Source organism: Streptomyces sp. NBC_00620, assembly GCF_026341825.1.
Lineage (GTDB): Bacteria > Actinomycetota > Actinomycetes > Streptomycetales > Streptomycetaceae > Streptomyces.
The window spans coordinates 2072502-2085264 of record NZ_JAPENY010000002.1 but is presented as its reverse complement, the minus strand read 5'-3'; the positions used below and the strand labels follow the sequence as shown (position 1 = coordinate 2085264).

General features: G+C 71.7%; 12 protein-coding genes. 9 read left to right on the top strand and 3 right to left on the bottom strand.

The window, feature by feature from the left end; all coding sequences use genetic code 11:
- Window positions 1–94 precede the first annotated feature (94 nt).
- Genes OG246_RS28695 through OG246_RS28685 form a run of 3 tightly spaced genes read left to right on the top strand, consistent with a single transcriptional unit; the run spans window position 95 to window position 3905 of the window.
- The gene (locus OG246_RS28695; protein ID WP_266469679.1) at window positions 95–1096 is read left to right on the top strand and encodes an ornithine cyclodeaminase family protein; all 1002 of its coding nucleotides are present in this window, start codon (window positions 95–97) and stop codon (window positions 1094–1096) included.
- Window positions 1093–3009 (top strand): histidine ammonia-lyase, encoded by a 1917-nt coding sequence (gene hutH, locus OG246_RS28690; RefSeq protein ID WP_266469677.1) that lies wholly within the window; start codon window positions 1093–1095, stop codon window positions 3007–3009. Before OG246_RS28695 ends, hutH (OG246_RS28690) begins: the two co-directional genes overlap by 4 nt.
- The gene (locus OG246_RS28685; protein ID WP_266469675.1) at window positions 3006–3905 is read left to right on the top strand and encodes an amidohydrolase family protein; all 900 of its coding nucleotides are present in this window, start codon (window positions 3006–3008) and stop codon (window positions 3903–3905) included. The genes hutH (OG246_RS28690) and OG246_RS28685 overlap by 4 nt, the downstream gene beginning before the upstream one ends.
- On the opposite strand, the gene hutU is transcribed toward OG246_RS28685, so the two are convergent.
- Window positions 3889–5547 carry a urocanate hydratase gene (gene hutU / locus OG246_RS28680; protein WP_266469673.1) on the bottom strand — a complete coding sequence of 553 codons (1659 nt, stop codon included), beginning with the start codon at window positions 5545–5547 and terminating at the stop codon, window positions 3889–3891. The genes OG246_RS28685 and hutU overlap by 17 nt on opposite strands.
- A gap of 22 nt (window positions 5548–5569) precedes the next feature.
- Here hutU and OG246_RS28675 point away from each other — a divergent pair, with 22 nt between their 5' ends.
- Genes OG246_RS28675 through OG246_RS28660 form a run of 4 tightly spaced genes read left to right on the top strand, consistent with a single transcriptional unit; the run spans window position 5570 to window position 9325 of the window.
- A complete protein-coding gene (locus tag OG246_RS28675) occupies window positions 5570–6292 on the top strand; it encodes a GntR family transcriptional regulator (protein WP_266469672.1) in 723 nt (240 codons plus the stop codon).
- Window positions 6289–7224 carry a 3-hydroxyacyl-CoA dehydrogenase family protein gene (locus OG246_RS28670; protein WP_266469671.1) on the top strand — a complete coding sequence of 312 codons (936 nt, stop codon included), beginning with the start codon at window positions 6289–6291 and terminating at the stop codon, window positions 7222–7224. Before OG246_RS28675 ends, OG246_RS28670 begins: the two co-directional genes overlap by 4 nt.
- A complete protein-coding gene (hutH, locus tag OG246_RS28665; RefSeq protein ID WP_266469669.1) occupies window positions 7221–8741 on the top strand; it encodes a histidine ammonia-lyase in 1521 nt (506 codons plus the stop codon). Before OG246_RS28670 ends, hutH (OG246_RS28665) begins: the two co-directional genes overlap by 4 nt.
- 47 nt (window positions 8742–8788) lie before the next feature.
- Window positions 8789–9325 carry a hypothetical protein gene (locus OG246_RS28660; RefSeq protein WP_266469667.1) on the top strand — a complete coding sequence of 179 codons (537 nt, stop codon included), beginning with the start codon at window positions 8789–8791 and terminating at the stop codon, window positions 9323–9325.
- A gap of 137 nt (window positions 9326–9462) precedes the next feature.
- Here OG246_RS28660 and OG246_RS28655 read toward each other — a convergent pair whose 3' ends face one another.
- On the bottom strand, window positions 9463–10314 hold the full coding sequence (locus tag OG246_RS28655; RefSeq protein WP_266469666.1) for a LysR family transcriptional regulator: 852 nt from the start codon (window positions 10312–10314) through the stop codon (window positions 9463–9465).
- Window positions 10315–10518: 204 nt separating this feature from the next.
- Here OG246_RS28655 and OG246_RS28650 point away from each other — a divergent pair, with 204 nt between their 5' ends.
- Entirely contained in the window at window positions 10519–10881 is a 363-nt protein-coding gene (locus tag OG246_RS28650; protein ID WP_266470980.1) for a DoxX family protein, read from the top strand.
- A 152-nt stretch (window positions 10882–11033) separates the two neighbouring features.
- Here the strand turns inward: OG246_RS28650 and OG246_RS28645 are convergent, their stop codons facing one another.
- Window positions 11034–11621 carry a TetR family transcriptional regulator gene (locus OG246_RS28645; protein ID WP_266469664.1) on the bottom strand — a complete coding sequence of 196 codons (588 nt, stop codon included), beginning with the start codon at window positions 11619–11621 and terminating at the stop codon, window positions 11034–11036.
- A gap of 100 nt (window positions 11622–11721) precedes the next feature.
- Between OG246_RS28645 and OG246_RS28640 the strand changes: the two genes are divergently transcribed.
- Window positions 11722–12705, top strand: coding sequence for an aldo/keto reductase (locus OG246_RS28640; protein ID WP_266469662.1), 984 nt, complete (start codon window positions 11722–11724; stop codon window positions 12703–12705).
- Window positions 12706–12763 lie beyond the last annotated feature (58 nt).

Below are 12763 nucleotides of genomic sequence, written 5' to 3'. Positions count from 1 at the left end.
CCCCAGACGCCTGACAGTTGTCCTCGATGGTCACGTTTCGGCCACGCCGCCGGCGTCGCACCACCCGCCACCCCACACGCAGGGAGCCACCGCCATGGAACCGGTCCGGTTCACTTTCCTGAACGGCTCGGACATCGAACAGCTCGAGCTGTCCGACGCCGAGGTGCTCGACGCCGTCGAGCAGGGGCTTCGCGCCCAGGGCCGCGGCGAGACGGTCATCGAACCGCGCGTCCACCTCATGCCCGATCCGGCGTTCAACGGCCACTTCAACGTCCTGCGCGGCTATGTCGCCCCGCTCGGGCTGGCCGGAGTCAAGATCGTGGGCGACTACGTCGACAACTACAAGGCTGGGCTGCCCTCCGAGATGGCGCTGCTCAACCTCTTCGACCCGCGCACCGGCATGCCGGTGGCCATACTTGACGCCACCGCCATCACCGAGATGCGCACCGGCGCCGTCACCGCGCTGGGAGCACGCCATCTGGCCCGCCCGGACGCCAAGGTGCTCGGTCACATCGGGGCCCGCGCCACCTCGTACTGGAACGTCCGCCTGCTGGACCGGATCTTCGACCTCACCGAGATACGAGTCCATTCGCGCCGTCCCGAGAGCCGCAAGGCCTTCGCCGAGCGACTGGAGCGCGACCTCGGCAAGCCCGTCATCGTGACCGAGGACTGGCGGTCCTGTGTCGAAGGCGCGGACATCGTGGTGGAGGCGTCCCGGCTCGAGCGCCCGGAGCCGCTGCTGAAGACCGAGTGGATCACCCCGGGAGCCCTTGTCGTACCGTACGGAACGATGAGCGCGGTCGAACTCTCCCTCACGGACGTCATGGACAAGATCGTCGTTGACGACTGGGGCCAGTGCCGGTCCGGGCCCTTCGGTGCGCTGCGCGCCCACGTCGAGTCCGGCAGGCTCAGCGAGGCGACCCTGCACGCCGAACTGTGCGAGATCGTCGTCGGCGACAAGCCCGGCCGTGAACGCGCCGACGAGACGACGCTCTTCTGGCATCGCGGACTCTCACTCTCCGACATCGCACTGGGCGCCGCCATGCTGGCGAAGGCCGAGGAGCGCGGCCTCGGCCAGAAGCTGCGGTTCTCATGACGAGCGGACTCTCCGGTGACTCGGGCGTCGACGGGGGGACGACCTCAGGTGGCTCAGGCATCGACGGGCGGATGCCTCCCGGCGACTCGGTTGCCGATGCGCGATCGCCCCACGGTGACTCGGCCGCCGGCGCGCGAACGGCCCACGGCAGCCCGGCCGTCGTCGACGGGCGGACGCCTTCCGGTGACCCGGCCGTTGACGGGCAGACGCCCTTCGGCGACTCGGCCGTCGACAGGCAGACAGCCTCCGGTGACTCGGGCGTCGCCGACGGACGTACGCCCTCCCGTGACCCGGTCGTCGACAGGCAGACGCCCTTCGGCGACTCGGGCGTCGACGGCCAGACAGCCTCCAGTGACTCCGCCATCACCGACGGACGTACGCCCTCCCGTCACCCCGTCGTCGTCGACGGGCGGTCGCTCTCCTGCGACGACGTCGTCGCCGTGGCCCACCACGGCGCCCAAGTCACCCTGGCCCCCGACGTGTTGCCCCGGCTGGCCCGCGACCGTGCCGTCGTCGACGATGTCGTCGACCGCCAGGTGCCGACGTACGGCCTGACCACGGGGCTGGGCAGCCGGTCGTCGTACGCACTGCCGCGCGACGAGCTCGCGGAGTTCAGCGTCCGTACGGTCCGGGGCCGGGCCAACGCGGTCGGCGATCCGCTGCCGGTCCCCGTCGTACGCGCCGCCGTCCTCGCCCGGGTGAACGGCATTGCGAGCGGCGGCAGTGGAGTGCGGCCGGAGATCCTGAGCCGGCTCGTCGCCCTGCTCAACTCCCGTGTGCACCCGGTGGTACCCGAGATCGGGTCGATCGGCGCCTCCGATCTGTGCCAGATGGCCCATGTCGGCCTGGTCGTCATCGGCGAAGGCCGCGCCGAATTCGGCGGTGAGGTGCTCGACGGCGCCACGGCGCTGCGGCGGGCCGGTCTCACCCCGGCCGAGCTGGGTCCGAAGGACGGCCATGTGCTGTGCAGCGCGAGCCCGTTGGCGGCAGGCCAGGGCGCCCTCGCCCTGCACGAGGCGGGCGCCGTCCTCATGCTGGCCCAGACGGTCACGGCGCTGACCTTCGAGGGATTCCGGGCGAACACCAGCCCGTTGGACGCCCGCGTGCTGGATCTGCGTCCGGCGCCGGGACAGTCCCGGGCGGCGCGCGAGCTGCTCGCACTGCTCGACGGCGGCGAGTTGGACGATCCCCGGCACGCGCGGCGGGTCCAGGACCCGGTCAGCCTGCGCTGCGCGGCCCAGGTGCACGGCGCGCTGCACGCCGCGCTGGACTTCGCCACCGCCGCACTGGAACCGGAGCTCAACGGCTGCGGCGACAACCCGGTGGTGCTGGCCGACACCGGCGAGATCCTCTCGTCCGGCAATTTCCACACCCCGGCCCTGGCCCTCGCCTTCGACACCCTCGCGCTGGCTCTGACGCAGACCGCTGCCATCTCCGCCGAACGCATGCGGCGGCTGCTCAACCCGGCCGTCAGCGGACTGTCCGCGAACCTCTCGCCGTACGGTCCGGAGCGCTCGGGTTTCGCACCGCTGGCGAAGACGGCGCAGGCGCTCGTCGCCGAGATCCGCATGCTGTCCGCACCGGTGTGCACCGACCCCCGGCACGGCGCGGACGCCGTCGAGGACGACTCGACCAACGCGGCGCTCGGCGCACGGCGGTTGACGACGATGCTCGTCCGGCTGCGCCAACTGCTCGCCGTGGAGGCCCTGGTGGCCGCCCAGGCTGTGGACCTGGCCGCACCGTCCGCCCTGGGACGGGGCCCCGCTCTCCTGCACCGCGCGATCCGCGAGCTCGTACCCCCGCTGGACGACGACCGGCCCTGCGGAGCGGACGTGGAACGGGTGCGCTGCGACGTGCTGGAGTCCGACGACGTACAAAACGCCCTGCGCGCCATCGTGGAAGGAGCGTCGTGACCAACATCGACGTGCACCAGCACCTGTGGGGTGCCGCGTTCGTGGCGGCACTGCGGGCCCGCGACAAACCACCGTTCCTCGACGGATGGACCCTGTACGTCGACGGCGAGCCGCCCTACGAAGTCCCTCCCGCCGACCACGACTTGGCCCGGCGTACGGAAATCGCCGCCGCCGACGGCCTCGGTCTGGCGCTCGTCTCCCTGTCCGCACCGCTCGGCGTGGAGTGGCTGCCCACCGAGGAGGCACGGCCTCTGCTCGACGGCTACCACGAGGACGCGGCCGGGCTGCCCGAGCCGTTCGGGGCCTGGGCCGCCGCCTGCGTCCGGGATGTCGACGCCGGTGCGACGGCCGCCGTACTCGACCGGGGATTCGCCGGACTCCAGCTGCCGGCGAACGCCCTTGCCGACGCGGCCGGTTACGCGCGGTGCGCCCCGTTGCTCGACCTGCTCGAGGCGCGCGGCCTCCCGCTGTTCGTCCACCCGGGGCCGGCGGCCGGCGAGTCCCTGACACCCGGCTGGTGGCCCGCGCTGGTCCCGTACGTCCAACAGATGCACGCCGCCTGGTTCGCCTTCCGGGCCTTCGGCAGGCCCCGCCATCCGCGGCTTCGCGTGTGCTTCGCGCTGCTGGCCGGGCTCGCTCCGCTGCACGGGGAGCGCTTCGCCGCCCGGGGCGGCGGCCTGGACGAGGTGGACCGGGACGTCTTCGTGGAGACGTCCTCGTACGGGCCACGCGCCGTCGACGCGGTCGTCCGTGCCCTCGGTGCCGATGTCGTCGTCCAGGGCACGGACCGGCCCTACGCGGAGCCGCCGCGGCGTCCCGGGTTCGGACTGGGCGAAGGCTCGGAACACGCCTTCCGGGTCGCCAATCCTCGGCGGCTGCTCACCGGAAGGAACTGACCGTGCCCAGATCGAGGCCGCTCTCCCGGGCCTTCCGGATGGCCTCTTCGTATCCGGCGTCCGCGTAACGGGCCACGCCCAGCGCCGGATCGGTCCAGAACACCCGGCGGATCTTGCGTTCCGCGAGTTCGCTGCCGTCCGCGACCACGGTGAGGCCGGTGTGGATGCTCCGGCCGACCCCGACGCCGCCGCCGTTGCCGACGGACACCCAGGTCGCGCCCTGTGCGGCGTTGAGCAGCGCGGCAAGGACGGGCCAGTCGGCGATCGCGTCGCTGCCGTCGAGCATCCCCTCGGTCTCCCGGGACGGCGAGGCGACGGCGGCGGGGTCCATGTGGTCCCGGCCCAGGGCCAGCGGGCCGATCTCGCCGCGCCTGACAAGGTCGTTGAGGCGCAGGCCGACCTCGTGCCGTTCGCCGAGGCCGAGCCAGCAGATGCGAGCCGGCAGCCCCTGCGGTGCGACGCGGGCCCGGGCCAGTGTGAACCACCGCTCCAGAGAAGGGGAGTTGACCACCTCCAGTACGGCTTCCTCACTGCGGCGCAGGTCCTCGGGGTCACCGCTGAGGCAGATCCAGCGGTACGGCCCCACTCCGCGCGCGAAGATCGGGCGTACGTACTCGGCCACGAATCCCGGGAGTTCGCCCGCACGGGGAGCTCCGGCCGCCACCGCCTGGGCGCGCAGGTTGTTGCCGTACTCGAAGACGACCGTCCCGCGCTCGCGAAGTGCCAGCAGGGCGCCCGCGTGCGCACGCAACGAGGCCTGTACGGCGGCACGGTAGGCGGGATCGGCCACGCGTGCCTGGTCCGGCGTGTATCCGACGGGCACGTACCCGTGGTCGAGGTCGTGCGCGGCCGTCTGGTCGGTCGCTATGTCGATGGCGACGCCGTCGGCCACCAGGCGGGGCAGGATCTCGGCGACGTTGCCGACGAGCGCGATGGCCGCGGGGTCGGACGAACCGGTGAGGTCGGCGACCGCCGTTTCGTAGTCCGGCGCGATGCGGTCGACCCAGCCCGCTTCGAGCCTGCGCCGCGCGCGCTCGGGGTCCACCTCGACGATCAGGCCGCGGCCGCCCAGGTTCGCGATGGCGAGACCCTGCGCGCCGCCCATGCCGCCGAGCCCGGCCGTGACCACCCGCCTTCCGTCGAGCGTGCCGCCGAAGTGGCGGTGGGCGATGGCGGAGAGGGTCTCGTGGGTGAAGCCCAGGACCCCCTGGGTGCCGATGTAGAACCAGGACGCTGCCGTCATCTGCCCGTACATGGTGAGTCCGGCGTCCTCCAAGCGACGGAACTCCGCCTCGCCCGACCAGGCGGGCACGACCATCGCCGTCGAGATCAGCACGCGCGGCGCGTCGGGGTGGCTCGGCAGCACCGCCACGGGTTTGCCCGACTGCACCATCAACGTCTCGTCGGGGCCCAGCCGTTCGAGGGCGGCGACGATCGCGTCGTACGCCTCCCAGGAGCGGGCGGCCCGGCCGCGGCCGCCGTAGACGACGAGCCGGGCCGAGTCCTCGGCGACGGCAGGATCGAGCGTGTTGAGGAGGCAGCGCAGTACGCCCTCCTGCTCCCAGCCCCGGCAGCGGAGTTGGGCACCTGTCGGCGCCGGAACGCCGAGTCTTCCGTCGAGTTGGGCATTGATTGGATCCATGGATCCAATCTAGTATCCGGGCATGTGCCCGCCACCACCCTCCGCTCAAGGTGAGACGCTCGCCGTCGCGAGCCTCGCCGACGAGATCGCCTACCGGCTGCGCGCCGACATCCTCGACGGGCGGCTGCCGTTCGGTGCCCGACTCCAACACGAGGAACTGGCAGCGCGTTTCGGCGTCAGCCGTACGCCGATCCGTGAGGCCCTGCGCCAGTTGCAGGCGCTCAATCTCGTGGAACTGGCGCCCAATCGCGGCGCGACGGTGCGCACGCCGTCCCGGGCGGAACTCGTCGAGGTCTACGAACTCCGTGCGGAGATGGAGGGTTTCGCGTGCGCGCTGGCCTGCGACCGTGCCTCCACCAAGGACTTGGACCATCTGGAGCGGACTCAGGAACGCCTCACCGCGGCCGTCACCTCGGCCGGGCGCGTCGACGACGCGGAACTCGACGCGGCCGTGACGGAGGCGAACACCGCCTTCCACGATCTGATCCACCGGGCCGCCGCCAACCGGCGCCTGACCGAGTCCATCCAGGCGCTGCAGAGCGTCTTTCCCCGCGACTCGGTCTGGCGGGTCATCGCCCATGACGAGACGGCGATGACGACCATGAACGTGATCGAGCACCAGGCGATCTCCGCCGCGCTCCGCGCCCGGACACCGGAGACCGCTCGCAAGGTGATGCGCGACCATGTGCACGCCGCCGGTGAGATCCTGCTCGCCCACCTCGACGACCAGAGATTCTGGGGATGAGCGCGCACTCCGGCCGGGTGCTGGTCATCGGCGGCGGCGCCATGGGCACCGGTATCGCCGCCCGCCTCTCCGCCGCGGGCATCGAGACGGTCGTGCTCGTCCGCCGCCCCGAGGCCGCCGCGACCACCCGGGACGAGATCTCCCGGCGGGTCGAGCACCTCGTCGAACTCGGCACGGCGCCGCCCGAATCCGTCCGGGCGGCGACGGTCCTGGTCGGTGAGGCGCCCGGGCCGTTCGCGCTGGCCGTCGAATCGATCGCCGAGGACATGGCCGCGAAGCGTGTCGCCCTGGCATTGGCCGAGTCGCTCGTCCTGGACGACGGAATCGTGGCCACCAACACCTCCTCGCTCCGGCTTGCGGATCTCGCCAACGGCCTGAAGCGTCCCGAACTCTTCGCCGGCTGGCACTGGTTCAACCCGGCCGAGCTCGTCCCGCTCGTGGAGGTGACGGGCGGCCCCCGCACGGCGCCGGAGACCTTGGAGCGGCTCGCCGCGCTCTCGCGGGCCGTCGGCAAGGAGCCGATCACTCTGCTGCGCGACCATGCGGGTTTCGTGGCCAACCGGCTGCAGTACGCGTTGTTGCGGGAGGCCTACGCGCTGGTCGAGGAGGGCGTCTGCGCGGTGGCTGACGTGGATCGCGCCGTCGTCGCCGGCCTCGGTGCGCGCTGGGCGGCGATCGGCCCGTTCGCGTCGATGGACGCGGCGGGACTCGATGTCCACGAAGCGGTCGCCGAGCAGTTGTTCCCGCAGCTCTCCCGCTCGACCGAGGTACCGGCCCTGCTGCGCGAGGCGCGCCGCAGCGGCGCCACCGGCATGAAGGGCGGCCGGGGCCTGCTGGGCGACTACCCGCCCGGCTCCGGGCGCGAGATCGCCGCGCGACGCGACACAGTGCTCGCCCTGCTGGCAGAAGACCGGCGGGAGGCCGAGCTATGACGTCCATCGCGGAACCTGTGGCCGCCGGGGAGGAATCGTTCGACGGCGCGGTCGTCCTGGGCGACCAGCCGCTGCGCCCGGCCGACGTGGTGGCGGTGGCACGTGGCAGGCGCGTGCTCCTCGGACATGCCGCCCGGACGCGGATGGGCGCCTCACGCCTCGCACTTGAGGGCGTACTGGCCCGTGGCGACACCGTGTACGGACTCAACACCGGCGTCGGCGCGATCAAGACCCAGGCGATCACGGCCGACCGGCAGGCCGCCTTCCAGACCCTGCTGCTGCGCGCGCACCGCGTGGGGCACGGGCAGTCGGCTCCCCGGGAGTTCGTCAGGGCGGCCATGGTCATACGGGCTGCGGGCCTCGCCGTCGGTGTCGCAGGTGTCCGGGCCGAGGTCGCCGACGCGTACTGCCGGGCCCTCGACACCGGCGTGACGCCGCGCGTCCACCTGCTCGGCTCGATCGGGCAGGCCGATCTGAGCCAACTCGCCGAAATCGGCCTGGCCCTCATCGGCCACGGTGCCGACGGCGCCGCCCTGATCGCCCACGGCTACACCCCGATCGAACTCGGCCCGCGCGAGGCAGGGGCCGTCGTCAACAGCAACGCGTTCTCGGTCGGTATCGCCTGCCTGGCCCTGGAACGGGCGACCCGCGCCATCCGGGCGCTCGACGTGTCGGCGGCACTGTCGCTGGAGGGACTGACAGGGAACGTCGACGCCATCCACCCGGCCGTCGCCGGAGTACGCCCGTACACGGGCGCCCACGAGACGATCGGCCGACTGCGTGCACTGCTGTCGGGCGGCGCCCTGCTGACCGGCGCCCGGCCGGCCCGCGCCATCCAGGATCCGCTGGCGTTCAAGGTGGTGCCGCAGACCCACGGGGCGGCCCGTCAGGCGCTGGCGCACTGCGACCACGCCGTCGGGATCGAGCTCTCCTCCTCCGGCGACAGCCCGATCATGCTCGTCGACGAGGACCGCGCCATCTCGACCGGCAACCACGACATCGCCCCCGTCGCCATCGCGCTCGACTACGCGCGGCTCGGGCTCGCCCAGGCGGTCACGATCGCGGGCGAGCGGGTGCAGAAGCTGCTGGACTCGGCCTTCACCGGTCTGCCGAACGGTCTCCGGGCCGATCCCGCCGCGCCCGACGACGGCCTGGCGATCCTCGCCAACGGCGCGGCGAGCCTGGCCGGAGAGGCCCGCCTGCTCGCGCAACCCGTCACGCTGGAACAGCCCACGAGCGGAATCGCGGCCGGCATCGAGGACCGGATCACGATGGCGCCCACCGCGGCCCGCCGACTCCATGAAATGGCCGGCCTGGCACTGCGGTTGGCCACCGTCGAGCTCATGTGCGGCGCCCAGGCGGTCGACCTGCGCGGGCACGCCGGTGACCTCGGCGAAGGAACGCGACGCGCCTACGCGGCAATTCGCCGGTCCGTCCCCTTCGTCGGCGCGGGCGAGGCCCCGGACGGCGACATCGACGCGCTGGAGGACTGGCTCGCCGGCGACGAACTCCCCTAGCAAGCCCACCACTTCCGTACACACGCACCCGGCACAAGGGGATGACCATGAACCCGACCCCGATCGACACCACCGCCCTCACCGAACTCGGCGTGTCCGACCGCCCGTTCAGGCCCGAGGAGTGCGCGGACCGCGCCCGCCGCGCGGCGGCGTTCGTCGACACCGCCGCGCTCGACCGCTCCGGGCCCGGTTCGTACCTGCTGCTGTGGCGGAACGACAACTCCGAGGCATGGCTGAACACTTGGTGGGAGTCGCGCGACACCGGCTACCACGACCACCAGGGTTCCTGTGTCGGCGTACACGTGATCGAAGGCGTCGCCTGGCAGGAGGGGTTGCCGGTGGGCGGGCCGCGCCGCGCCCACCGGTACGGGCCCGGCGAGTCCTTCTCGTTCCCCGGATCAGGCGTCCACCGCATGGATCACGACGCCGGCGCCATCACCATCCACGTCTACTCGCCGCCCATCCAGGCCATCGGCCACTACGAGATCATCGACGGCGAACTCCACCGCACTCCGGGTGACCCGGACGAGGGCTCGCCCGCGAGTCCTCGTCTGCTCGACGCGCTCAATGCGATCGGCCCGTGATCGTGGATGGGCCGCTTCGACCCGGTCGAGACGCCCTGCCGGTCGTCAGTAACCGGAAGGGCACCGGCCGCTGAGCCCATCCTGCACTCCCCCGTCCTGGCCCTGACGCCGCGGCCGCGCGTGCGCAGCCGCGGCGCTCAGTCCCGGTAAGCGGCCGTGGCGATCTGCACGAACGAGCGGATCAGCGGGTTCACGTCGCCCTCGTTCCACGCCACCACCACGCGGCTCGGCGCCATGTCGGTCAGCGGGACCACCGCCAGCTGCTCGAACGGCTCGTGCCCGAGCGGGGTCATCCCGACCGTGCCGTTCCAGAGCACGGCTTGCAGGCACTCCTGTACGGCACGCACCACCGGGCCCTCGCGCGGCTCGCCGCCGTTCCAGTACGACCGCCAGACCGGGTCGGTGCCCTCCGGGAACTGGAACCAGCGGCGGTCGGCCAGGTCAGCCAGCTTCAGGCGGTCACGGCCGGCCAGCGGATCGTCGGCGCGCAGCACCGCGCCCACCGGGTCAGCGCGCAACTCGTGCACCGTCAGGCCGGTTTCGTCGAACGGCCCCCGGGTGAGGGCGACATCGACAAGTCCGGCGCGCAGCCCGCAGGTCGGATCGGTCAGGTCGGTGTCCCGGATGCGGACCTCGACGCCCGGATGCCGCCGACGGTAGGCGGCGGCCAGCCGCGTCGCGCCCGGGTCGGTGCTGTCGCCCAGGATGCCGACGGTGATGGCCGATGCGCCGGCCGCCGCGGCCACCCGTACGCGTGCCTGTTCGGCCTGGTCGAGCAGGGTGCGCGCCTCGTCCAGCAGCGCCGCCCCGGCCGGGGTGAGCGTGACGCCCGCGGCAGAGCGGTGCAGCAGAGTGGCACCGACGTCGGTCTCCAACTGCTTGATTGCGCGGCTCAGCGGCGGCTGGCTCATGTGCAGCCGGGTGGCGGCCCGGCCGAAGTGCAGTTCCTCGGCGACGGCCACGAAATAGCGCAGTGTGCGCAGCTCCATGACCGGCGACGATACCCGTGCGGTATCGGCCCCACCCAACCGGTCTTGGACGGCCGCGGTACTCGGACGGTGGAATCGGAGCGTGGCCGACGAACCGATGACCAGCGGGGCGACGGCCGAGTCCGCCGTACCCGCGGTCGGCTCGGACAGCGACGAGCTGTTCGGCCGGGCACCCCGCCCAACTGCCAACCCTGGATGGGAATCATGCACGTCGCGTACTGGATCGTCGCCGCCATGCTCGCTCTCTTCTACCTCTACGGGGGCGGGATAAAGGTGATCCGGACCCGCGAGCAGCTCCAGCCGATGATGGCGTGGGTGGACCGCACACCGATGCCGGCCGTCAGGACCATCGGGGTGCTCGAAGTGCTCGGCGCGATCGGGCTGATCCTGCCGCCGCTGACCGGCATCGCACCCGGCCTGGCCCTGGCCGCGGCCATCGGCTTCGTGCTCCTGCAGTTCGGCGCGACCGGAGTCCACCTGAACCGGGGAGACCGCCGGATCGCCCTGAACATCGCGCTCACCCTCGCCGCGGCCCTGACCGTCTGGCTGGCCACGACTTGGCTGTGACCGGCGCTTGAGGAGCCTGCGGCGGGGGCAGGTCGTCCCCTTTTCGACATCACATGGCGTCACAGTCACCCAGGTGGATGCCACTGTGTTTTCGCAGGTCAGGGCCACGAAGGAGACGGACCCGCCGTACCCCGTGCATGCCCATCAGACTGCTACTCGCCGGCGGCCTGCGGCTCGCTCATCCGGCGAGCGGCCTCGACGACCGCCGCACGGTGCTGGGCCAGCCGCTCCGACGACCAGGACCGGCTGACCTCTTCGGGGTCGACACCCTCGGCGGCCCAGAACCACGCCTGAGCCGCGGCGAGAACCATGGTCAGGAGGTCGGCAGGCACCATCTCCCGGGCGACCTCTCCACGCTGCTGTGCGGCGGCCACTTCGGCGGCTTTGCGGCGGAAGGCGTCCGGTTCGAGTCCGGTTGCGGCAGGGCGCTCCAGCAGTTTCCATAGGCGTAGGCGCATCAGGGCCGGCCGGGCGACGAGATGGTCGAAGATCGCGGCGGCATATCCGGGCAGGTCATCGACATCGAACGGCACCGACTCGGCGCCGGCCGTCATCGCGCGTTGCAGTACCTCGTCGAACAACTGCTCCTTGTTGCCGAAGTACGCGTAGATCAGCCGCTTGTTCGCCTCCGCGGCCTCCGCGATCCGGTCCACTCGGGCACCGGCGATGCCGTAGGCGGCGAATTCGTTGAAGGCCGCGTCGAGCAGCCGGGCCTTTGTGGCGCTTGAGTCCCGTGGCATGCGGGTCACCTTAGCAAGTAACTATCTAGTTATTGACATAGGCGGTGCACAGGTCTACGGTAACGTATCTATCCAGTTAGTTACGGAACGAGGAACCCTCATGGAACAGCGCACACTCGGCGGCCAGGGCCTGACCGTCGGCGTCCAAGGACTCGGCTGCATGGGTATGAGCGCGTTCTACGGCGCCGCCGACGAGACGGAGTCGCTGGCCACCATCGATCGCGCGCTGGAACTCGGCGTCACCCTGCTGGACACTGCCGAGAGCTACGGCCCCTTCGTCAATGAGCAGCTTCTCGGCAAGGCGCTGGCAGGGCGCCGGGAATCCGCCGTGGTCGCGACCAAGACCGGTGTCGAGATCACCGACGACGGCCAGGTGCGCGATCTCAACGGCCGGCCCGAGTACGTCCGGCACGCCCTCGAACGCTCGCTGCGGCACCTGGGCACCGACCACGTCGACCTCTACTACCTGCACCGCATCGACCCCAAGGTGCCCATCGAGGAGACCGTCGGCACCCTGGCCGAGCTGGTCGCGCAGGGCAAGATCCGCGGCATCGGCCTGAGCGAGGCGTCTGCGGAGACGATCCGACGGGCCCACGCCGTCCACCCGCTCGCCGCCGTCCAGACGGAGTACTCGCTCTTCGAGCGCGGCATCGAGCACGACGGAGTCCTCGACACTCTGCGGGAGCTGGGGATCGGACTGGTCGCCTACTCCCCGCTGGGGCGCGGCTTCCTGTCCGGCGCCATCACCAGCCCAGACGACTTCACCGAGGACGACTGGCGCCGGACCGACCCCCGGTTCCAGGGCAAGAACTTCGACCGCAATCTCGACGTCGTACGCGAGGTCCGCCGCCTCGCCGACGACAAGAACGTCACGCCCTCCCAGCTGGCGCTCGCCTGGGTCCAGTACCAGGGCGCGGTCGCCATCCCCGGTACAAAGCGCCGCCGCTACCTCGAGGAGAACGTCGCCGCGACCGAGGTCACCCTGACCGCCGACGACATCGCCGCCATCGAGGCGGTCGCCCCGCACGGCGTGGTCACCGGCGACCGCTACGCACCCGAGTTCATGGGCACGCTCAACGGCTGACAGCCGACCGGCGCCTCACAAGATCCCCTCGCGGGGCCACATCCACGTCAGGAGACTC